At 71.9% G+C, this 22762-nt stretch carries 16 protein-coding genes; 2 read left to right on the top strand and 14 right to left on the bottom strand.

Annotated elements, in window-relative coordinates:
• Positions 1-245: 245 nt before the first annotated feature.
• The 10 genes from DCW30_RS35750 to DCW30_RS35710 all read right to left on the bottom strand — a co-directional run bounded on the left by DCW30_RS35750 (position 246) and on the right by DCW30_RS35710 (position 15337).
• Positions 246-1598: a serine hydrolase domain-containing protein gene (locus DCW30_RS35750; RefSeq protein ID WP_076688145.1), complete on the bottom strand. Its 1353-nt coding sequence runs from the start codon at positions 1596-1598 to the stop codon at positions 246-248.
• A 101-nt stretch (positions 1599-1699) separates the two neighbouring features.
• Entirely contained in the window at positions 1700-2908 is a 1209-nt protein-coding gene (locus tag DCW30_RS35745; RefSeq protein ID WP_076688144.1) for a cytochrome P450, read from the bottom strand.
• Between the two features lie 972 nt (positions 2909-3880).
• On the bottom strand, positions 3881-5557 hold the full coding sequence (locus tag DCW30_RS35740; RefSeq protein ID WP_076688143.1) for an FAD-binding oxidoreductase: 1677 nt from the start codon (positions 5555-5557) through the stop codon (positions 3881-3883).
• A gap of 303 nt (positions 5558-5860) precedes the next feature.
• Complete coding sequence (locus tag DCW30_RS35735; RefSeq protein ID WP_062770081.1) at positions 5861-6514, bottom strand: DUF5825 family protein; 654 nt, start codon at positions 6512-6514, stop codon at positions 5861-5863.
• Positions 6515-6542: 28 nt separating this feature from the next.
• Entirely contained in the window at positions 6543-8450 is a 1908-nt protein-coding gene (locus DCW30_RS35730) for a RiPP maturation radical SAM C-methyltransferase (RefSeq protein ID WP_076688142.1), read from the bottom strand.
• A gap of 67 nt (positions 8451-8517) precedes the next feature.
• On the bottom strand, positions 8518-8646 hold the full coding sequence (locus tag DCW30_RS38010; protein ID WP_257788625.1) for a hypothetical protein: 129 nt from the start codon (positions 8644-8646) through the stop codon (positions 8518-8520).
• Between the two features lie 19 nt (positions 8647-8665).
• Positions 8666-10405 carry an alpha/beta hydrolase family protein gene (locus DCW30_RS35725; RefSeq protein WP_076689828.1) on the bottom strand — a complete coding sequence of 580 codons (1740 nt, stop codon included), beginning with the start codon at positions 10403-10405 and terminating at the stop codon, positions 8666-8668.
• Between the two features lie 59 nt (positions 10406-10464).
• Complete coding sequence (locus DCW30_RS35720) at positions 10465-11778, bottom strand: MFS transporter (protein ID WP_237283494.1); 1314 nt, start codon at positions 11776-11778, stop codon at positions 10465-10467.
• Positions 11779-12276: 498 nt separating this feature from the next.
• Positions 12277-13644: a CoA transferase gene (locus DCW30_RS35715; RefSeq protein WP_079250281.1), complete on the bottom strand. Its 1368-nt coding sequence runs from the start codon at positions 13642-13644 to the stop codon at positions 12277-12279.
• 64 nt (positions 13645-13708) lie between these two features.
• Positions 13709-15337, bottom strand: a complete 1629-nt coding sequence (locus DCW30_RS35710; protein ID WP_237283493.1) for an aminotransferase class V-fold PLP-dependent enzyme — start codon at positions 15335-15337, stop codon at positions 13709-13711.
• A gap of 396 nt (positions 15338-15733) precedes the next feature.
• On the opposite strand from DCW30_RS35710, the gene DCW30_RS35705 reads away from it, so the two are divergent.
• Together DCW30_RS35705 and DCW30_RS35700 are read left to right on the top strand one after the other, a co-directional pair.
• Positions 15734-17128, top strand: a complete 1395-nt coding sequence (locus DCW30_RS35705; RefSeq protein ID WP_079250280.1) for a glycoside hydrolase family 10 protein — start codon at positions 15734-15736, stop codon at positions 17126-17128.
• Between the two features lie 89 nt (positions 17129-17217).
• Complete coding sequence (locus DCW30_RS35700) at positions 17218-18252, top strand: LacI family DNA-binding transcriptional regulator (protein WP_062770093.1); 1035 nt, start codon at positions 17218-17220, stop codon at positions 18250-18252.
• 148 nt (positions 18253-18400) lie between these two features.
• Here DCW30_RS35700 and DCW30_RS35695 read toward each other — a convergent pair whose 3' ends face one another.
• From DCW30_RS35695 to DCW30_RS35680, 4 genes are all read right to left on the bottom strand, one after another.
• Entirely contained in the window at positions 18401-19405 is a 1005-nt protein-coding gene (locus DCW30_RS35695; protein WP_079250279.1) for an RICIN domain-containing protein, read from the bottom strand.
• A gap of 187 nt (positions 19406-19592) precedes the next feature.
• Positions 19593-20756 carry an oxygenase MpaB family protein gene (locus tag DCW30_RS35690; RefSeq protein WP_076688139.1) on the bottom strand — a complete coding sequence of 388 codons (1164 nt, stop codon included), beginning with the start codon at positions 20754-20756 and terminating at the stop codon, positions 19593-19595.
• 91 nt (positions 20757-20847) lie between these two features.
• Positions 20848-21903 carry a polyprenyl synthetase family protein gene (locus DCW30_RS35685; RefSeq protein WP_076688138.1) on the bottom strand — a complete coding sequence of 352 codons (1056 nt, stop codon included), beginning with the start codon at positions 21901-21903 and terminating at the stop codon, positions 20848-20850.
• Positions 21893-22171: a hypothetical protein gene (locus DCW30_RS35680; protein WP_062770107.1), complete on the bottom strand. Its 279-nt coding sequence runs from the start codon at positions 22169-22171 to the stop codon at positions 21893-21895. Before DCW30_RS35680 ends, DCW30_RS35685 begins: the two co-directional genes overlap by 11 nt.
• Between the last annotated feature and the right edge of the window lie 591 nt (positions 22172-22762).

Genomic DNA, 22762 nt, shown 5'->3' with positions numbered 1-22762 from the left:
CCCCGCCTGCGGGCCCGCGGCCGTCGCCACGGGAGCCGACGGACCATGGGCGGCGCGGGGCGCCACCACCTCGGTCCGGCTGGTTCCCGGGGGCCCGCCGCGGCAGTGGCCCGGCCACGGTGCCCGGCCGGTCCGTGCCGCCCACGTCGGACCGCCCGGAACCGGTGCCACACACGGCAGCCCTGACCGGTCCCCGGTCGGCAGCCGTGTCCGTGGCCCGGCCCCACGGCGGCGAGGGCCGCGGCTCAGCCGTCGTCGGTGCGGCGCGCGGTGCGCCCGGATATCTGGACCCGGTCGATCACGCCGGTGGCCGGGTCGCGGTGGAACCGGCCACCGGGCTCGACAAGCCCGGTGGCCGGATCGCGCAGATCGCAGGACAAGTCGGCGTAGCAGACCAGCGGAAGGGCCAGATCCCCGTCGACGGAGAGCGCCGGCATGCCGTCCGGCCCGGGCGCGACGCGGTAGACCATGCTCCCGTTGCGGTAGGTGCCCGCGCAGCCGGGCAGGTCGACGGGACCGCCCCGGTCGGCGGTGGGCGTCTCGGCGGGCACCCGTATGCCGGTGAGCCGGGCCAGTTCGTCGGCGAGGTCGCGCCAGAGAGCGGTGGCGCCCCCGGCGTTGCCGGTGAAGGCCACCACGACCCCGCTCTCGGGATCGGCCCGCAGATGGCAGGACGTGCCCTGGGCGTTGCCGTCATGGCCGCACCAGACCCGGCCGTCGCGCTGGTAGAGGGCGAGCCCGGCGCCCCAGCCGTCGGCGAGCGTGCCCGGGTGGGCGGCGGGTTCGGCCCGGCGCATCTCCTTGGCGACGGCGGGCGGCAGCAGGTCCGAGCGGCCGGTGAGCGCGTTGCCGAACGCGACCAGGTCCAGGGCGCTCGCGAGCAGCGCACCGGCCGGCGCCTCCAGCGGTGCCAGGTTCTGCCGGGTGGCGACGGTCTGCCCCGTGGCGGTGTTGACGGCGTGACCCACGGCCACCGGACGCCCGGGCGCGGTGTCCCCGAGGAAGGCGGGCCGGACCCCGAGGGGTTCGAGCAGCAGCGTCCGCACGGCCTCGGGCCACGGCATGCCGGTGACCGCCTCCACCAGGCGTCCGGCGGCGACGTATCCGGCGTTGGAGTAGGAGAAGTCGGTCCCCGGCCGGAACAGCAGATCGCGGGCGGTGCAGACGGCCGCCAGGTAGCGCGCGGAGGTGGTCGCGGCGGCGGTGTCGGAGTCGGGCCCGGTGGGCAGACCACTGGTGTGACCGAGGAGTTGGCGCACCGTCACCTCGGGGGTTCCGGCCAGTTCGGCCAGCTGTCCGGCGGCCGGTTCGTCCAGGTCGAGGTCGCCGTCGTCGGCGAGGAGCATGACGAGCGCGGCGGTGAACGGCTTGGTCAGCGATCCCAGGGGGACAGCGGTGTCCTCGGTGAAGAGTCTGCCGGTGGTGACGTCGGTGGTGCCGGTGTGCACGGCGAGGACGTCGGCGCCGGTGTTCAGGGCCAGTTGGGCGCCGGGCACCCGGTGGGCCCGGGCCAGTTCGTCGAGGCGGTCTTGCAGCTCACGGTGGGGCAGGGACGGCGTCCGTAAGGCGACCGGAGCGGCGGGGATGGTGTACGGCATGAGAAGGGGACTCCCGTTGGGTGGGTCTCATGAGCGGGTGTGCCGATCCGGCCCGGATATGAGCGGTGCGGGCCGGCCGGTGGGCGCTGTTTGCGCCCTGGCTACGGTCTGCCGACCTCTACGGGCAGATGTCGTACGCCGATGATGACGGCCGGGTTCTGGTAGACGATGTCCTCGTAGGAGGGGATCACCATTTTGCGGAATCGTTCGTGCAACATGTGAAGAGCGATCCGCGCTTCCAGCCGGGCCAGCGGTGCGCCGAAGCAGAAGTGGATGCCGTGCCCGAAGGTCAAGTGGGGATTGGGGCTCCGGGTCACGTCGAGGACGTCGGGGGCGGTGAAGCGGGCGGGGTCGCGGTTGGCGGCGCCGAGGTGGGCCATCAGCATCGTGTCCGCGGGGATCTCGTGACCGCCGAGGACCACGGGGCGGGTGACCCTGCGGCCCAGTTCGGGGAAGGGCGGCAGCCAGCGCAGCACCTCCTCGACGGCGGCCGGGACGCGCGTGGGGTCGGCGCGCAGCGCGGCATCCACCTCGGGGTGCCCGTCGAAGGTGACGATCGCGTTGCCCAGGAGCGCGGTCGTGGTGATGTGCCCGGCCACCAGCAGCAGGGCCACGAAGCCGACCATCTCCTGGTCGCTGAGGCGGACGCCGTCCACGTCGGCGGCGATGAGCCTGCTGGTGAGGTCGTCACCGGGGTGGGCGCGGCGAGCGCGGATGTGCTCCAGCATGTAGCTGTTCATCTCGCGCACGGTGGGGGCGATGGCTTCCAGCGCCCGCTCCAGGTCGGCCATGTCGGGGGCCTCGCCGAGCTGGTCACCGCCGAACAGCACGCTCGCCCACTCCTGGAAGAGCCGGTGCTCGTCGGCGGGTATGCCGAGGAGTTCGGCGATGACGATGATCGGCAGCGGATAGGCCAGCGCGTCGACCAGATCGAAGCGGTCGCGGTCGGACACGGCGTCGAGGAGCCGGGAGCAGATGGCCTCGATGCGGGGTTCGAGTCCTTGTACGACGCGCGGGGTGAACGCCTGGCTCACCAGCGTGCGCAGCTTGCGGTGCGCGGGAGGGTCCATGCCGACGAAGTTGCCTTGGGTGAAGGTCTCGAAGTCGGACTGGGTGGGAGCGAGGGCGGAGAGCTCAGAGGAGTACGTCGCCGGGTCGGCGAGCACGGCGGAGACGCTCTCGTGGTCGAGAACCTGCCAGACGCGCTGGGTCTCGTCGTACCGCACCGGTCCGGCCTCGCGTAAGCGCCGCCAGCGGCCGGGTAACTCCTCCAAGAGGGGTCGCTCGCCCGTCGGTTGCTTGCTTGTCACCTTGTCTCCCTTGCTAGCGGCTGGCGCGTGCGGGCACGTTGCAGTCACGCCCACGGGGGTGCGGTGGAGCGGACCGGCCGGGGCGGGACGGCCCCGGGCGCGGCGGTGTCACTGGCTTCTGGACTCGGACGAGGACCGCACGGGTCCCGGGCGGGTCCTGGGTGTGGCGGGGCGGTCGATCGGCGTCAGCGGGACACCTGGACGGACTCCCGGCCCTCAGTACATGCGGTGCGGGACGCCACGGCGGTCACACGGCCGACCACCCCTCGCAGCCGACCACATCGCGCGGCGCGCCAACCCGGCATAACCCATCCCCCTCGGCGATACCTCCCGCGCACCGGATGCGCGGAACCCTCCCGGTTCCTGCACGGCCGGCCCTCCCCGGCCCGGCCGTTCGAAACGGATTTGAGAGTACGCAGCCACAGCGCGTGTCGTGCCACGAATGACATCTTGCGCCCCCAAAACACCTTCGTTTCGATGGAACTCGGCCACAGTCTTCACGGCGAGTCACGTCCAAGCAATCCCCCAAGCTTGAACGGAGAGTGTCGGATCGGTGCTTTTCCGTCACGTCTCGGCCGCTTCGCCCGTCCAACTGCACAGCAAGGCCGGCCGCTGGACGTCGCACCGCCGCGTGTGCCCCTGAGACGCGTCTGCAAACCGGCCTGTGCACAAAAGAACGCGGCCAGTGGCGGCGCGGGTCCACCGAGAACCGCCCGTGCGGGTCGCGAGAACGCTCGACGCCGCCGTGGGCGGATGGCCCGATTCCCCCCTCGATCTGGGGTGATGATTGAGCCGCCCACCGCTCGGGGCCCCGCCGCGGAGCCGGTGGCCAGATCCGCCGCAAGCGTAACCGGGCCACGGCGGCCATACTCCGGTCGGCTCCCCACCACCCCGGCGCCGCTCCCCCTCCGCGCGCCCCGGCGGCCCCCGGCCCCTCTCCCGTCAAAAGAATTCGGCCAATTGGCGCTGAACTCACCGACCCGGGGGCGGCGACGCGGTTCCCTCGGGTGGGCGGGGCAGCTCGACGGACTGGGCGTGGCGGAACACGTTGTGGGGGTCCCACCGCTGCTTGGTCTGCTGCAGACGGGCGTAGTTGGCCTTGTAGTACAGCCGGCGGGACCGCTGGCCGGAGGTGTTGAGTGCCGTGTCGTCGAGATCGACGTCGGGGTAGTTGACGTAGCAACCGTCGGTGCCCGCGGACCGGGAAGCCGGCCAGGCGGGATCGGCGACGGCCGGCACTCCCTTGGTCTCCTTGTAGACGCCCGCGTAGATCGCGCGGATCCACTTCAGGTGGGGCTCGGCGATGCGGGCGTCCTTCTCCGCGTCCCGGTAGTCGTAGACGCCGTTGTGGTCGGCATCGGCGTTCCACGTCCAGTACGTCTGGTACTGCAGCTTCATGACCGAGGAGCGCTGCGGCACGGCCGTCGCGCCCGGTCCGACGTCGTTGACCTTTCCGCCGTAGGAGTCGATCTGCAGCAGGGCGTCGGGGTTGCTGTAACCCGAGTCGGTGAGGTGGTGGTGGATGGCGTCGATCTGCTGCTCGGTGAACGCCTTGGTGTGGTACGCCGACTTGTACTTGCCGCAGCGGTTCGGGCCGGACTCGTTCAGGCTCTGGGTGGCGGTCAGCCACGGCAACAGGGTGGGGATGAACAGCTCCCGCTGCGCGGAGTGCTCGCCCATCTGCCGGTCCAGGACCGTCTGGGCCACGTGCGGCCCCGGACCGGCGGCGAATCCCTCGGTGAGGTGGTCCAGGAAGGCCTTCAGGCGGTCGGGCGAGTCCTTCTTCGTGCCGTCCATCTGGACGATCAGGCCGACCTTGCCGTTGGACACGTGCGTGAGCTTGAGCAGGGTGAACATGTCGCGGTAGCCGCGGCGGACGAAGTCCGGGCCCGTGCCGGCCTGCTCGTGCTCGAAGAACTGGCCGTAGCGGCGCACCAGGGACTTGAACAGATCGGGCCGCTTGAGCAGGTCCTTCCACTCCCAGGCGACCGAGCGCAGCAGCACCTGGGCGGGCGGGCTCGGCAGGTCGCGGAACCAGTAGCGGGTGATGACGCCGAAGTTGCCTCCGCCGCCACCGGTGTGCGCCCACCACAGATCCCGCAGCGCCGCGTCCCGGGAGTCCTTGGGGGCCAGGGTGACCTTCGCCTTCTTGCCGTCGGCGACGGTGACCACCTCGACGGCGTACAGGTAGTCGACCGTCAGGCCGAACAGCCTGGACAGCAGGCCGTATCCGCCGCCGGAGATGTGGCCGCCGCTGCCCACGGAGTAACAGGAGCCGCCCGGCAGGGCCCGGCCGGCCTTGCGGTACAGCTGGGTGGTGCTGTGCCAGTTCGTCGCGCCCGCCTCGACGCAGTAGGCGTTCATCGAGGGGTCGAAGTAGGCGCGGTTCATCTGGCTGACGTCGATGGTGACGGCGACGTCGGCGGAGGAGACGAAGTTCTCGTAGCAGTGGCCCCCGGAGCGCACGGTGAGGCGTCGCGAGACATGCGCCGGGTCGGCCAGGAACTTGTCGAGGGCCGCAACCACGTCGTCGGCGGACGTGGCGACCACGATGTAGTCGGGTTCGGCGATCCAGCGCTGGTTGAAGCCGCGTCGCAGTGCGTCGTACCGCGCGTCGTCCGCCGTGACCTCGATCGGTTGTGTCGTCATGGCGCCTCTCGGGTCTGCTCGGACTGGTCGGCCGGTGGGCGGCGGCCGACGCACGCGACGCGTACGGCAGACAACGTAGGGGAACGAACGGCTCCGCTCCGGGAAGGCTTTCCGCGTGGCCGGGCAGCGACGTCAGCCTTCGGGAGCGCGGGCGCGTCGACGACGCACCCCGGGCCCGGAGCTGCCTTTTGTGCGCCTGCCGGGCCACGCGTGCGCCGTCGCGCCCCGGCATGGCGCCTGAGCTCCCGTGCGCGGGGGCAGGACGGGCGGCGAAACGGGGAGCCGATCGCATCAGCCCCCCGCTCAGATCGCGATCGACTGCTGGAGCCAGCGGCTGACCCGGTAGGGGAGCCACCACGCGTAGGGACCCAACTCCAGGATCAGCTGCTCGCCGCGGAAGTCGTCCAGGACGGCCCGCGGGACGGTGTCGGCCGGTGCGCCGTGGTCGAGAAGCCCGATGGCCTCCTCGTACTCGGGTTCGTCGGCGGTGAAGCGGCGCAGTTCGCCCCAGCGGCGATCGCGGATCTGGATGAAGCCGGGGCCCTTGCGCCACAGGCATTTGCACAGGTAGTGGCCGCGCCGCCAGGTGCGCAGCGACTCCTCGGCGTCGGCGGGGCCCTGCAGGGCGGCGGGCGGCTGGAGGTGGCTGAGCGCTCGCCAGCTCTCCCCCGCGCCGGGAGCCAGACGCAGTTCCCACTCCACCATGACCGCCCGCGCGGTCAGATCCCGTACGAGGGAGAGGCCGTACAGGGCGGCGCCCGGGTCGGCGGAAGCGGTGAGGTCGACGGGGGCGGGCAGGCGCACCCGGCGAGCGCCCAGATCCCACAGGCGTGCGGCCTGGCCGCGTGCCGGACCGGTCAGGGGCACCTCGCCCAGGGACATGCCGGGCAGCGCGCAGGCGGCGGGGTCGTAGTCGCGCCAGGCCAGGAGCGTGGGCGCGGTGATGGTGGCGGTCATCGTGCTCCTTCTGGGGGGCTGTTCGGGCTCAGGCGGGTGCAGGGACGGCACCGTCCTGCGCGTGGGCGTGCCGCATGAAGTCCAGGCGGAGCAGGTCCTCGTTGACCGCGGCCGGGGCGATGTGCACGTACTGGCCGGCGTCGGTGAAGACGATGCCGAGGGCGAGCCAGGTGTCGAGGAGCCGTTGCACCTCCGCCTCGGTGCGGATCGGGACCGCGGCCCGTGCGGCGGCCTTGCGCTGGAGGGCCCGGACGCCGTGCGGCTGGTCGAGGAGGCGGAAGACGGCCAGCTCGAAGGGGTCGGTCAGCTCCATCGCGCGCCAGGCGAAGGCGCGGCGGCGGCTGACGAGGACGATGCGGTCGCCCTGGTCGTCCTGGGTGAGACGGGCGTCGGTGTGGTGCTTCTTCCAGTCGCCGAGGGCCGCGTTGAGGGCGCCGACGGTGGGTTCGCCGACACCGCGTGCGGGCGCCTCGAAGACGTACGCCATGCCGTGCAGTTCCTCTTCGGGCAGATCGTAGGTGAAGCGGTAGTGGGCCTCGGGCCGCAGGTCGGTGAAGCCCAGCTCGGGGCGCTCGAAGTAGGGGCTGAAGCGCTCGATGGCGATCCGGGCGGAGAGGTCGACCGGCGGGTCGAGGTGTTCGAGGGCGGGTATCTGGGCGATGACCGGGTCGTAGTCCTCGGCGCTCTCGCCGGGGAAGCCGTGCAGGTAGTTCCAGGCGACGGAGAGGCCGGTCTCGGCGCCGTCGCGCAGCATCCGCACGTTCTGGCAGCCGCTCACCCCCTTGTCCATCAGGTCCAGGACGCGGCTGTTGAGGCTCTCGATGCCCGGCTGGACGTAGATCAGCCCGGCGTCGGCGAGGGTGCGCAGCTGGCTGCGCTTCATGTTGGCCTTGATCTCGATGTGCAGGCGCAGGTCGTAGCCGCTGTCGATGATGCGGGGCAGCACGGTGGTGAGGTAGCGCATGTCGAGGATGTTGTCCACGACGTACATGTCGAGGACCCGGTGGCGGCGCGCCAGTTCGATGATCTCCTCGTAGAAGGTGTCCGGGCTCTTGGAGCGGAACTCCATGAACGAGCCGTTGAGTCCGCAGAAGGTGCAGTGGTGCTTCTCGCCCCACCAGCAGCCGCGCGCTCCTTCGACCACGAGTTTGGGCTCCACCCAGTTGCGGGCCACGGAAGCGGCCAGGCGTTCGAAGTAGCCGCTGTAGTCGGGCGGCAGGATCGCCGCGGGCGGCAGCGGCCGGGTGGCCATGGGGTTGGCGACGCTGGTGCCGTTGGCGTCGCGGTGGCACAGGCCGGGGATGTCGTCCAGCGGGGTCTTGTCGGTGAGCGCGGTCAGGAGCGCGGGGAAGGCGGCCTCACCCTCGCCGCGCACGACGTGGTCGACGAAGGGGAAGTTCCGGTGCACGGTGGCGCCCTGCTCGCCGTCGCAGTTGGCGCCGCCCATGACGGTCACGATGTGCGGGGCGAGTTCCTTGACGCGCCGGGCGGCGGCGAGCGCGGCGGCGTTCTGCTGGAAGGTGGAGGTGAAGCCGACGACGTCGGGTGCGTCCGCGACGATGTGCCGGGCGATCATCTCGACGAACTCGGGGACGACACGGTGCAGTTCGAGGGTCATGGCCATGCGCGCTGGCTTGAGCTTGCCGGACATCGTCCTCGTGAACTCCTCCTCGCGCCAGGCGGGGTCGCCGTACAGCGCCGAGGAGAAGACCCAGTCGCCGCAGCCCATGAAGTACGAGGAGAGCGCGTAGTACTCGTAGTCGTGGCCGGTGAACTCGGTGCGCTCGGTGATCCAGTCGGTGAACATGAGGTTGGCGTGCAGCACTTCGGCGTCGGCTCCGGGGACGCGTTCGTCCACGCTCCGTTTGAGGATGCCCAGCGCCAGCGACGGCAGGTCGATGGGCGACCAGGGCATGTTGACCAGCAGTACGCGCATGGGCGCTCTCTCCTGACGTGGTGAGGGCCGGTCGGCCCCGGGGCGCCCCGGGGCCGACCGGTGGGGATCAGTCCTCGACGGTCTCGTCGCCGTCCTCGGCGTTGCGGAACGGGACGGTGACCGTGACGCCGACGCTCGGCCTCCGGTTCGCCTCGTCCTCCGCGAGCGGGTCGTTGTGGATGACGTCCTTCTGCATGGGCTCTCTCCTCTCGGATTCAGTGCTTGACGGTGTGGTGCGCTGACCCCGCTCCGGATGGCGCGGGGCGTCTGGGTGGGGTGGTGCGGGTGGTGCCGCGGAGCCGCTGGTCGAGGAAGAGCACCGCGCGGCGCAGCACGTTCACGTGGTCCGCGCCGTCGTAGCCGTCGTGCCCGGTGTCCAGCCACAGGGACTCGTGCCGTGCGCCGGCCTCGTCGAGGGCCGCGAGGTAGGAACGGACCTGTGCAGCCGGGCACTTGGTGTCGTGGGTGGCGGCGACCACGAGGAGCGGGTCGCGTACGCGGTCGGCGTACCGGATCGGTGAGCTGTGCGCGTAGGCGTCGGGCACCTGCTCGGGGGTGCCGCCGAAGAGCCGCTCGTCCAGGGCGCGCAGGGCGGGGGCGGCGACGGCGTGGGCGGCGGCGTAGTCGGCGACGGGTTTGACGGCGACACCGGCCCGCCAGAGCCCCGGCCGGGTGCCGAGGGCGAGCAGGACGAGGTAACCGCCCCAGGACGAGCCCCACAGTCCGGTCGCGTCGGGGCGGATCAGGCGGCGCGCGGTGAGGTCGGCGTGTACGGCGGCGAGGTCGGCGACCTGGGTGTGGCCGACGCCGTCCCGGTGGGCGCGCTGCCAGCGGGGGCCGTAGCCGGTGGAGCCGCGGTAGTTGACCCGGGCCACGGCGAAGCCGGAGGCGACCAGGGAGTGCACGGTGCCGTCGTAGGCGTCGCGGTCGTGGTCGGCGGGGCCGCCGTGCACGAGGAACACCGCGGGGTACGGGGCCCGCCCGCTCTCGGGGAGACTGAGCAGGGTGTGCACGGGGCCGTCCGGGCCCGGTGTGCGGAGGTCGCGCAGGGTGCCGGGGACGCGTCCTTCGACGGTGCCGAGCGGTGGCAGCGGTGTGCCCACGGTGGAGGTCATCCGGGGCGGGTGGCTGCTGTCGGTCCAGAGGGTGTGCAGGTCACCGCCGGGATGCGGGGCCGCGTCCAGGAGGGTGCCGGGTGGCGCGGGCACGGGCTCCAGGGTGCGGCGCGCGAAGTCGGCGCGGTGCAGCAGGGAGCGGCCGTGGCGGTCCTGGCGGATCAGCGCGGAGCGCCCGTCGGGGTACCAGCGGGCGGTGAACTGGGTGTCGAGGGCGCACCAGGCGTGGGTGAGGGCGCCGGTGGCGGCGGTCCAGGTGGCGAGCAGGTAGCGGTCCTCGTGCTCGCGGACGAGGAGCAGGGTGGTGTGCACTCCGGCGGGTGTGAAACCGAGGGCCCACAGCCTGCCGTGCGGGCCGTCGCCGGGCAGGACCGCGACCTCGGCGCCGGTGGTGGTGAGCAGGGTGACGGCGCGGGGCGAGTCGGCGGCGCGGGAGAGGACGAGCAGGTCGCCGGCCGGGGTGAGTCCGGTCAGGGAGACGGCGCCGTCGACCCGTGTCACCTCCCGGCCGGGGCCGCCGCGCGGACCGACGCGGACGGTGGTGCTGTCGTCCAGGCCGATGCCGACGGCTGCGGTGGCGCCGCCGGTGACGGCGAGGCCGCGGGCAGTGCCGTCGGGGACGCCGGTGAGGCCGGGCAGGTCGGATCCGCCGGTGAAGGGCTGGAAGCGCCAGTGGCCCACGCCCCGGGCGTCCTCGGCGAACCACCACACGTGCGCGTCCGCGTCGATCGCGCCGTGCAGGGTGCCGCCAGGACGGTCGGTGACGCGTCGGGCGCGGCGGGTCCCGGCGTCCCAGGTGAAGACCTCGCAGCGGCCGTCGGCGTCGGCGGTGAACACCATCCGGTGCGGCTGGGCGGCGCACACCTCGGGCAGCGAGGCGCGGTAGACCTGGAAGCGGCTCACGCGGCGGCCTCCGCGAGTGCGGCCCGCCGCGTGGTGTGCACGGCGAGCAGGGTGAGCAGGGCGGCGCAGCCCAGTGCGGGGGCGGCGGTGTCCACCTGGTCGGCGAAGAGCCCGGCCAGGACGGGGGCGAGGGCGGCGGTGGCGCCGGAGGCCGTCGCGAGGACCGCGCCGACCCGCGCCTGCAGCGCGGGTTCCGTCACGAGCAGGGCGCGTGCCTGGAGGACGACCGCGGGCAGCGGGACGAGGAGGCAGACCGCCCCGAGCAGCGCACCGTGCGTCCATGGCCCGCCGGCGCCCGCGATGCCCGCGGTGAGCGGGACGAGCAGCCAGGTGACGGCCATGAGCACCCGGGCGGGGCCGAACCGTGCCGCGACCCTGGGCGCGGCGAGCGACCCGGCGAGCCCCGCGGCGCCGGAGACGGCCAGGACGACGCCGAGCGACAGCGCACCGCTGCCGGAACGTCCCAGCGCGAACACCGTGGCGTAGTACAAAGCCACGGCCACGCCGTTGACCACGGCGACCCAGACCAGCACGAGGCGGAGCAGCGGCTCCCGCCGCACCAGCCGGAGCCCGGCCGCGGCCTCGCGCAGCAGTCCGTCGCCGGAGGGCTCCGCCGGGGCCTTCAGGTCGGTGCGCATCGCTCGTACGCAGAGGGCGGCGACGGCATAGGAGACGGCGTCGGCCACGAAGGGCAGGGCCCGGGAGAGCTGGTAGGCGGCGCCTCCGAGGGCGGGGCCCAGGATGAGCGCGCCCTGATCGGCGGCGGCGAGCCCCGAGACGGCGCGGGGCTGGTCGCCGGGCGGGCAGAGCAGGGCGACCGTGCCGCGCGATGCCGCCTCGTGGCAGGCGGTGGCGAACCGCTCGACGAGGACGGCGCCGAGGAGGTGGGCGAGGGTGAGGTGGCCGAGGGCGAGCGCCAGGGCGATCGAGCCCATGGCGAGCGCGGCGACGGCGGCGGACCAGATCATGATCGTCTTACGGGCGCCGCGGTCGGCGGGGATGGCGGCGAGCGGCCCGAGCAGGAGCCCGGCGGCGAGGGAGAGCCCGGCCACGAGGCCGGCGGTCTGCGCGGAGTGACCAAGGGCCAGGAGCAGCAAGGGCAGGACGGCGCCGGACGCCTGGGTGCCGAGCGCGTCGGCGGCGTTGGCCCACCAGAAGAGGCGAAAATCGCGGGCGGAGACACCTTGCGGTGGAGCGGGAACGCCTTCTGGAGAAGGGAAACCGGAGGCGGTGCGGCCCTTCCGGCGCAGCCGGGGCCGCCGTGACGCACCGCGGTGGCCCGGCGTCTCCGCCTGCGTAAATGACTCCACGCACTTCCCTCACAAAGATGAAGTAACCGTGCAGAGATGTGCAGAAAGCGAAACGAGCGGGATCGTAGCCAGGGCTTTCAACGGGCTACAAGGTGGCATGGCCACTGGCCGAAAAGCGCGGTGCGGCGGGCACGAGGCGGGTGGCCTGATGTCGGCATCAAGGGGAAGAGTGGGTTCCGGTGCCATCCGTGGGGCTGGTGGGACTCAGGTGTCTGACGCGAAGGGAGGGGCGTCGGTAAGGGCCTGCTTCTTGACGAGTCATGGGGGGCGTCAGCGAGCCGACGGGCCGTCACCTCCCTCCCCCGGCGCGGGAGTTGTGGTTCCCACCCATGGGGAGGATGGCCGGTTCATGTCGGTCCGCAGTCCACTGTCTCCGACCTCCGACCTCCGACCTCCGGTCGCCGGGCGAGGGCGCCTGTCCTCGTCGTCGCCGAGCTGTCGAGCTGCCGAGCTGTCGAGCCGGTCGACGGCCCGGCTGAACCGGTCGCTCCGGCCCATTCACGCCCAGTGCGGCTGATCGGTGCCCCACCGGGTCGGTCCGTGGCCCCAGTTCGCGGGTGCGCCCTCGTAGCGCACCGGGGGCCGGGCATAGCTGAGGCGACCGTAGGGCGAATCGGTCTCGGTGAGCCAAAAACCGGCGTCATAGACGTCGCTCTCACCATGTGCCGGGGCGGGGCTGATGCCGTGCAGCAGCCAGGAGGCCGTGCCTGCAAGGGAGAGGCGGACATGCCGCCCGCCGCCGGTGGCCTGGCGGTCGCTCAGCGCACGCAGCACGGCGGCGGCGAGCAGGTACCCGGTTCCGTGGTCCAGCGCCTGCGCGGGAAGGACACCGGGGCGGCCGTCGTCCATGGCCTCGATCGCGGCGATACCGGTACCGGCTTGCACCAAGCTGTCGAAACCACGGCGCTCCGCCCAGGGGCCGGACCAGTCCCAGGCGCACAACTGGGCGACGATCAGGCCGGGGCGCCGGGCGAGGAGCGCGTCGGCGGCCAGCCCGTGCCGGTCCAGGGCGCCGGGGCGGTAGCCGGTCACCACGACGTCCGCCCGGCCGAGAAGAGACTCGAAGTCGTGCCGGTCGCCGGGGTGGGCGAGATCCAGCAGCGTGGAACGTTTGCCCATGCCGGTGTCGGCGTGGGCATCCGCGTCCTCGGCGAGCCGCGGGGCGTCCACGCGCAGCACGTCGGCGCCGAGCAGGGCCAGGGTGCGGGTGGCGACGGGGCCCGCGATGACGCGGGTCAGGTCCAGGACACGTACTCCTTGGACGGGCACGGACGCATGCGCCAGCAGCCGGCGGCCGCCCCGGCCCACGTGCCGTGTCTCGACCAGACCGGGTCCGGCCCCGGCGGGTGCGGAAGCCACGGCGACGGCCAGGCCCCCCGCCGCGTAGACGGTCTCCTGCACCTCCTGGGCCGGACGTGACGCCAGCTCCTCGGCGAGCACGTCGACCAGCTCGTCGTCCTGGCCCGTATCGGTGATCCCCAGGGCGTCGAGCAGCCGGGCGCGGTGGTGCGGGTAGTTGGCGTGGGTGCGCACCCAGCCGTCGGCCGCCCGCCAGAACCCGGACAGCGGGGCGAAGGATGTCGGGGTCCGGCCGTCGATCCGCAGGTGGCGCTCGCTGACGAACGCCGTGGCCACCGCCGCCTCGTTCACCCGTACCGCGGGCACCGGCACGCGGTTGCGCAGCGACAGCAGTTCCGCCGCCGCCAGCGAGCAGACTCCCACGCAGGCCCGCGCCAGTTCCCTCACCGGCAGCCGCGACGGCAGGACCGCGCCCGCCCCCTGGTAGGAGACCCTCTCGACCAGTTGGCCCCGGCCCTCCAGGGCCGCCCAGGCGAACGCGGTGGCCGCGTCCTCGGTGTACGTCATCCGCTCATTGTGCGACGCCCCCGGGCGGCGCTGTCACGGGCCGGCGCGAGGGCGGAGCCGGCCTTCACGCGATGCCCGCGTCGGCCGCGTCACGCGGCAGCGGGAACCAGCGCAGGGCCTCGGCCTCCGGAGGCAGTGCGGTGGTCTCGCCGCCCGCATGGGACGGGTGCGTGCGGAGGATGCGGCGACCCTCCTGCCTGTGGGCCGTCAGCACGTCCTCCCCCGCCCGACGACGCGCGGGCCGTGGCGCCCCGGCCCCGATGGCGCTGCGCAGACTGTCGGCGTCCGGTTCCAGCGGGGCGGCGCGATGACGCCAGACACCGGTGCGGGCGTCAAAGGTGTAGTCGGCGAGAAGCCGGTGACCCGAATCGGCGATGATCTCCACCGCCTCGATGACATGGTCGCGGACCGCGTCCGACATGAAGTACGGGAAGCTGACGCGGGTCCAGCCCGGCTTCATGCCTTCGAGGCCGCCGTCGGCGACGATGTCACGGAAGGCGTGGGACCGCGCGGCGCCGATCGCCAGGAGGCGATGCCCGTAGGGACCCGCACAGGAGCAGCCGCCCCGCGCCTGGATGCCGAACAGGTCGTTCAGGAGCGCTGTGACGAAGTTGTGGTGCAGGTGGCCGTCGCGGTGGCGGATCAGGAACGAGACGACGGGCAGCCGGGGCGCATCGGTGTTGCCCAGCACTTCGATCCGGGGATGGCGCAGCCACCGGGCGCGCACGTGTCGCCACGCCCGCTCCTCGCGTGCCCGGATCAGCTCGGGGCCGACGGAATCCTTGAGCGCGAAGACGAGGCCCGCCCGGATGGACTCGATGATCGCGGGGGTGCCGCCCTCCTCGCGCGAGACCGGGTCGGGTACGTACCGGTGCCCGTCCGGCCCGACGTAGGCGACCGTGCCCCCGCCGGGGACCACGGGCACGGCGTTTCTCACCAGGTCGCGGCGGACGACGAGTACGCCGGGGGTCTGAGGGCCGCCCACGAACTTGTGCGGGGACAGGAAGACGGCGTCCTTGTGATCCCGGCGTCCGGGCTCCGACTCACCGACGCGGATGGGCAGATAGGGGCCGGCGGTCGCGTAGTCCCACAGGGACAGGGCGCCATGGCTGTGCAGGAGCGCGGAGACGGCGTCGGTGTCGGTCAGTATGCCGGTGACGTTCGAGGCGGCGGACATGCTTCCGATGCGCAGCGGCCGGTGAGCGTACTCCCGCAGCCGGTCACGCAGGTCCCCCAGGTCGATGCCGCCGGAAGCGTCCTCCCGTATGACGACGACGTCCGCCTGGGACTCGCGCCACGCGAGTTCGTTGGAATGGTGTTCATAAGGGCCGACGAAGACGACGGGCCGGTCCGGTGCGGCGAGCGTGGCGGCGCCCGCGTGGGCGGGGTTCCGGAGCCCGAGGATGCCGACCAGTTTGTCGATGGCGCCGGTGGCGCCGGAGCCGCAGAAGATGACGTGGTGGTCGGGGTCCGCACCGACGCCGGCCGCGATGATGGCGCGGGCCTCTTCTCTGAGCCGGTTCGTCGAACGGCCGTTTCCCGAACTCTGCGTGTGCGTGTTCGCGTACCGCGGGAGAACGGCCTCCCGCAGATGGTCCTCGATGAAGTCCAGCGGGCGACCCGAAGCGGTCCAGTCCGCGTACGTGTTCCTCCGTAAGCCGAAGGGGCCGTGCACGAGGTCGCCCTCCCCCACCAGACCCTCGCGGATGCGATGAAGGACGTCAGCGGTGGGAGCGGCCGGATATGGCGCGGGAGCAGCGGTTCTTACGGCGTTTATGTCCATATTCATACGACGCTCGCTCCGCTGCGGTGGTTCAACGGAACGGCGCACGGACGCCACTTCACCCGCGCACCCCTGGGCCGCCTCGCTCCACCGAAAAAGTTTCGGTCGTGACGCGCCATTGTTTCGGAGGCGCGCATCATCCAGGATCGCTCTGGCAACCCGCCTCCGGGTGGGCACGGGACACGAGCGGCCGACCGCCTCCTGAAAGTTTCGGGGTGAACCGGCCCTCTTCGGCCCGCATCCACCCTCATCAGGAGCCGTCTCGACCACTTCCCCGACACGGCCCGCCCCCGACGAAAGGTTGTCATGATCACGACTGCAGCAACCCGCAAGGCCACCGAGGAAGGTGCCGGAAAAGGCCGCACCCCCATACGCGCCTACGCACGCAGAGCCCTGGCCCTCACCGTCACAGGGCTGCTCACGGCCACCGGTGTCGCCGCCCTGTCCGGCACCGCCCACGCGGCGAGCACCCTCGGCGAGTCGGCGAGCGCCAAGGGCCGCTACTTCGGCACGGCGGTCGCCGCGAACCACCTCGGCGAGGCGCCCTACGCCGCCACGCTGAACACCGAGTTCAACTCGGTGACCCCCGAGAACGAGATGAAGTGGGACGCGCTGGAAGCGTCCCGGGGATCGTTCACCTACGGCACGGCCGACCGTATCGTCAGCCACGCCCAGAGCCGCGGCATGAAGGTGCGTGGACACACCCTGGTCTGGCACTCCCAACTGCCCGGCTGGGTGGGGTCACTGGGTGCGGGCGATCTCCGTACGGCGATGAACAACCACATCACCCAGGTCATGCGGCACTACCAGGGCAAGATCCACTCCTGGGACGTCGTCAACGAGGCGTTCCAGGACGGGAGCAGCGGGGCACGCCGCAGTTCGCCCTTCCAGGACAAGCTCGGCAACGGCTTCATCGAGGAGGCGTTCCGCACCGCGCGGGCCGCCGACCCGGCCGCCAAGCTCTGTTACAACGACTACAACACCGACGGCGTGAACGCGAAGTCCAACGCCGTGTACGCCATGGTGAAGGACTTCAAGCAGCGCGGCGTGCCCATCGACTGCGTGGGCTTCCAGAGCCACTTCAACAGCCAGTCCCCCGTTCCCGCCGACTACCGGCAGAATCTGCAGCGCTTCGCCGATCTCGGCGTCGACGTGCAGATCACGGAGCTGGACATCGAGGGGTCCGGGGCCGCGCAGGCCTCGAGTTACGCCAACGTGGTGCAGGCGTGCCTCGCGGTGACGCGTTGCACGGGCATCACCGTCTGGGGCGTGACCGACAAGTACTCCTGGCGCGCGAGCGGGACCCCGCTCCTCTTCGACGGCGACTACAACAAGAAGCCGGCCTACGCGTCCACGCTGGCCGCCCTGGGCGGTGGCGACGGAGGGAACGGCACCGGCACCTGCACCGTCTCGTACGCGAAACAGGAGACGTGGGGTGACCGCTACAACGGCAAGGTGACCGTGACGGCGGGGAGTTCCCCCATCAGCGGCTGGAACGTACGGGTGACCGTCGCCTCGGCGCAGCGGATCTCGGCCACCTGGAACGGCACACCCAGCTGGGACAGCTCCGGGAAGGTGATGACCATGACGCCGAGCGGCAACGGCAGCCTGGCGGCCGGTGGCAGCACGAGCTTCGGATTCACCGTCATGACGAACGGCGACACGGCGCCACCCGCCATCAGCGCCTGCACCGCGTCCTGACCGGAGCGTCCGGCCGGAGGGACACGAGGGCCTTCGCGGGCGGGTCTCCCGCCCTCGAGAGTCCTCCGGCCGGTACGCACCGGTGTTCTATGCTCCTCGCCATGCGCGATGACGAGGAGACGGGCCGCGTCACCCTGGCCCAGGTGGCCCAGCGTGCCGGCGTCTCCATTTCGACGGTCTCGAAGGTCCTCAACGGGCGGCAGGACGTGGCGCCCCCCACGAGAGTCAAGGTGGAGCGCCTGCTGGAGGCCCATGCCTACCGGCGCACCACACGGTCGGCCCACGAGGCGCCGCTCATCGAGATCGTGTTCCATGAGCTGGAGAGCATCTGGGCGATGGAGCTGATACGGGGCGTGGAGAACGTGGCCAAGGCCCACGGCGCCGGGGTCGTCCTCACCGAGAGCGGAACCCGTCACGCCCCCAGCCCCGACTGGCTGGAGGCGATGCTGCAACGCCGACCGCTCGGTGTCGTCCTGGTCTTCTCCGCCCTTCCCGGCGAAGTGAAACAGCAACTCCAGGCGCGTTCGATCCCGTTCGTCATCATCGACCCGGCGGGAGACCCCAACCCCGACGTCCCCTCGGTCGGCTCCGCCAACTGGAACGGCGGACTGGCCGCCACCCGCCACCTCATCGAATGCGGACACCGGCGCATCGGGATCATCACCGGCCCCGAGGACATGCTCTGCTCCCGCGCCCGGCTCGACGGCTACCGGTCGGCGATGAGCATGGCAGGGCTGGAGGTGGACCCCGGGCTGGTCCTGTTCGGTGACTTCCACGTCGAGGGCGGATACGACCGCGCCGCCGACATGCTGTCCCTGCCCCGGCCGCCCACCGCGATCTTCGCCGGCAGCGACCTCCAGGCGCTCGGCGTACTGGAAGCCGCCCGGGTGCACGGCCTGCGGGTCCCCCACGACCTTTCGGTGGTCGGCTACGACGACGTGTCGATCGCCCGCTGGGCCAGCCCGGCACTGACCACGGTCCACCAGCCGCTGCGCCGGATGGCGGAGGAGGCCACACAGATGCTGATGCGGCTGCGGGCCCGGGAACCGGTGTCCACGCGGCTTGAGCTGGCCACGAGCCTGGTCGTACGCAAGAGCACGGCGCCGCCGCCTCCCGGGAAGTGACCGCGGCGGTCCGGCGGGCCGGCGGGCCGGCGCTGCAAGGCTAGTGGGCGCCCGGCAGCAGGAGAACTCAGGTGTGCGGGCACGACCGCGGCGGGGCGGGCGGCCTGGTGGCGTGGGGACATCGTCGACCCGGTGGCCGGATTCCGCGTCACTCGGAGTCGATGAAGAACACCTGGTCGGTGCGCTCGGCACAGGGTTCCTGTCTGGCCGTGGCACCCTCGGCCGTCGAGCCGCCGGTGATGCCGACGCAGTACTTCTGGTCGGGTGTGTGCAGCGTATGGACCCGGTAGGTGTTGGCCACGGGAGTGTCGACCGCCGCGATGTAGAAGGAGTTGGCCGTCGCGCAGTCGGTCGAGGTCTCCAGCAGGTCGGGGACCGTGCTGACGGGGAACACCATGAGGCAGCGCACACCGGCCTGGGCGCTGTGCCACTGGATCTTGAACAGGCCGTTGCCCTGCGGCAGCAGGTAGGTACGGGGGGACGTGGCCTGCGCACACGGACGCTGCACGACGACCGGCACGTTCAGGAGCCCCGCCCGTCCCTCGGTCAGGCACAGCCCTGGCGCACTGCCCGGACGGAGCTTGACCCAGCCCTCCTGGAGACCCCGGAAGCTCCCCTGGGTGAACCGCGCGCCGGCCTGTCCGTCGCAGGTCCATTGCCGGAGCGAGGCGCCGTCGGCGGTGGCGGATGAGGTGACCTCGAGACACTTGCGCGGGTTCGCCGTCATCGGCTGGATCGACGCGGCGTCGCCGTCTTCCCCGAACTGGAAACTCGTACCGGGCCGGTTGTCGCACTCGGTCTGCACGACGGCGGCTCCGTCATCGGCGCTGGAGTCCCGCACCGCCATGCACTTGCCGCTGAGGACACTGACGATGTGCACCGCCCCGCCGGCGGCCGAGGACACCTTCAAGTGCCACAGTGCCCCCTCGCGTCCGGCGCAGCGGCGCTGTCTGACCGGCTCACCGACGTCATGCGTGGCGACCTCCAGGCACATGCCGGTGTGGGTGGCGGCGATGTTGATCTGCCGGCCCGAGGCGGCGTCCGCGGCACGGGCCGTCGGACCACCGACCGCCAGCAGTGCCGAGACCAGCACCAGGACGAGGGCAAGGACCGGGGCGACCGCATGCGGACACGGTCTGGGCAATCTCGGCATCGCACTCTCCCTCACGGCGGGTCCGGGCCCGCCCGCTGCCGCGCCCGCCGGGCCGTGAGGTTCGGCCGAGCAGACACGGGGGCGGGCCGGCGTGATGCCGCCACATGCTGCCCGCGGGCGCTGATGCCGGGCTGACGAGGCGCGCGCCTCGCGGATCTGCCGCAGGCCGGCGATGTGCGCTCGCGGGTCAGGGGGAGACGGTGGCGGCAGGCGGCGTCCAACGACGGGTGGGGGGCACCGCGTTGGAGACGCCGTAGTCCTTCTTGAGGTGTTCGGGGATGGCGTAGTGCATCACGCGTCCTCGCGTGAGAGAGGAAAGTTCGAAGATGGTGGTGAGGTGTCCCAGGCGGTCCAGGGCCCAGGTGCCGAAGGGCGAGCGGTCCTCGATGGTCTCCAGGACGCCGAGGAGGTGCGGGACGGCCTTGACGACGGTGTCCCACGGGGTGCTGGGCACCTGGAGCCAGTCGGCGCAGGTGTCGCCGACCAGGTGACGGATGAGTGCGGAGATGATCGGGTCGAAGAAGGTGCCGGGCACGACTTCCTCGTAGAGGTCGATGAGCTGCCGGGTCAGGTGCGTTCCTTCGTCGGAAGGCCCCATGTGCCGGATCATGTACAGGTCGAGGAACTCGCGGGCCTCGTCGAGCGTCTTGGGAACGGCTTCCTGGTCGACGCCGAGCATGGCGCCGACGACGCGCCAGGCGTAGTAGTAGGCCTCCGCGCCTTCCGTCGACATGTGGATGCCGAGGCGGTGCAGGCTGTCCAGTACCAGCATGGAGAAGAACATCTGCCCGCCGATCATGTCCTCCTGACAGATCGGCGTGCCGAGTTCTTCGGTGTCCCACTGGTTCTCGCGTTCGAGGTGGTGGCGGATGGAGGCGTGCAGGAGCCGGACCTTCTGCGCGGCGGGGACGAAGCGGCCGCCGGCCTCGAAGGCGTCGGGCTGCATCAGGTAGACGGTGAACTGGCCGGTCTCGGCCATCCGTTTCGAGGGGTACTTCAGCCCATGGGTGGCCGACAAGAGCTTGGCCACGTGCGGGACGACGTAGCAGGCGGGCATGGAGGCGAAGGACAACGCGGTGGAGATGTGCACGTTGTTGTCGATGAAGAAGAGGCGCGCCTTCTCCATCTCCCCCCAGTCCACCCAGGCCGGCGGGACGCTGGTGGCCTGAAGATACTCCTTCGCCACGTCGGGCAGCCCGTCCGGCAGCGGGGCGCCCGCGGTGGAGACGTAGCGCATCAGGGTGTTGAACTTGCCCACCTCTCCGCGTTCGAAGAGCGTGGCGACGGTGGCGTCGGCGAGTTCGTCGCCGGTCCGCCGCAGGGTGTCCATCGAGGCCTCGGTGTAGGTCATGGCAAAGCTCCTTGTCATCCACGCGTGGTGGCGTACGACGGGCGGGAGGGTCTGGCCGGCGGCGCGGGATCGCGCCGTTCGTGCGCGAGGGTCAGGACAGGCGGACCGCCGCCGAGTGCGCCAGAGCGGCCAGGGCAGCGGCGGCGTGGGCGGGTACGTTCAGCTCGTGAAGGGCGTCGAGGGCTTCCTCGACCCGCTCGGTGATCATGCTTTCGACGCGGTGGGGTGCCTTCAGCCGACGCATCACCTCGCGTACCGCGCGCAGGCCGTCCTCGTCCAGGTCCCCCCGGCCCAGCAGGGCACGCAGCCGCTCCCGGTCGCCGTCACCGGCCAGACGCCATGTCTCCGCCAACAAGGCCGTGGGCCGGTGGCCGCGTACGTCATCGGCGTTGTCCTTCCCGGTGCGTTCCGGGTCTCCGAACAGGCCGAGCAGGTCGTCCCGCAGCTGGAATGCCTCGCCCAGGGGCAGCCCGTAGGCGGAGTAGCCCTCACTCAACCGCCTGCCGGCCCCGGCGAGGGCGCCGCCGATCAGCAGGGGCTGCTCGACGGTGTACTTGGCGGTCTTGTACCGGATCACCTTCAGTGACGCGGTGGTGTCCGGCTCGGCTCCGGTACGGAGGATCTCCAGGCACTCGCCGGCGATGAGCTCACGGGCCAGCACCGACCACAGCGGGCGGGCGCGAGACAGATACGCGGCGGGCAGACCGCTGGTGGTGAACAGCTGCCCGGCCAGTCCCGTCAGCAGATCGCCCACCAGTATCGCCAGTGACCTGGCGGCCGTGGCGGCTCGCGGTCGATGGCGTACGGCGCCGCGCAACGCGATGTGCGTGGTGGGCCGGCCGTGCCGCAACGCGCTGTCGTCGATGAGGTCGTCGTGCACGACCGCGGCGGCGTGCACCAGCTCCATGGAGGCCGCGGCCCGCACCAGCGCGTCGCTGTCCGGCTGTCCCACCGCGCGCCAGCCCCAGTAGCAGAAGGCCGCCCGCAGCCGTTTGCCGTCCGCGACCGCGGCCTCCAGTTGCTCGGCCACCGGCCCCAGGGCCGGGTCGATCGCCGTGAACTGCTCGGCCTCCTGGGCGATGAACAGACGCAGCACCTCGTCGACGCGGGTCTTGAACGCGTCCTGCTCCCACCGGTCAGGCATCATCGGCGGCCCGCCGAGCGAGGGCGTGCCGGGCGAGGACCTCCAGATGGGCGGGAGGCGCGGCCGCGTACCGGTCAAGGACCAGTCGCCCGCGCGCCATCAGGTCGTCCTGGGCCTCCGTCGCCAGCTCCGCGGCATCCGCGCGGCGCAGCAGGCCCCGCATCGTCCCCACGGCCGAACCCACCAAGCCGAACGCCAGATCGGCCAGCCCGGTCACCACCAGGACCGCCTGTTCGTCCAGGCCCCCACGTTCTCCTGCTGCCCCTCGCATCACGCCACCCCCACGCCAGAACCCGCGGACGGCGCCGGTCGTACGCCGTTCTTCCCAGCATCGCGACAACCTGGGCATAGAAGCGGAGGAAATCACCATCGAGTGATCACATCGCTCGAACGTACGGGTCGCCCGCCTACCGCCGGTCCGGGCGGCACGCAGGTGAGCAGGACGGTGTCGGCCCGCCGGTCCGAAGCGGAACCGCCTCCTGGCCGTCGAGCAACCGCCCACCGCGACGCCCCGCTCCGGGAGTGCCCGTGGTCGCCGCTCCGGCGGCGCAGGGAGGGAGACGAACGGCGGGAGACCCGCAGGCAGGAGGCCTTGATCGCGGCTGGTCAGCGCCGCGTGGAACTGCTGTCCAGGGCCATGAACGTCCCCGGACTCCGCAGAGACCGTGTTCCTCGGCGATGCCGACCTCGGGGCACCCCTGCCACCAGAGCGGCGTCGCCAGTTCCTCTACGCACGGGTGGTGTACGAGAACATGGTCCTGTGGGGCAGCCCCCGGCGAGCGGGACTTCTGACCGAGGGAGCCCCGTCCCGGCCACAGACGGGGCGTGCCCCCAGGGGAGACGCAGGCTCTCGTACGGCCTC

It is taken from the genome of Streptomyces alfalfae (assembly GCF_004127445.1).
In the GTDB taxonomy this organism is placed as follows: domain Bacteria; phylum Actinomycetota; class Actinomycetes; order Streptomycetales; family Streptomycetaceae; genus Streptomyces; species Streptomyces alfalfae.
Note: the sequence above shows the minus strand (reverse complement) of the source record. Positions and strands in the feature narration are given on the sequence as shown.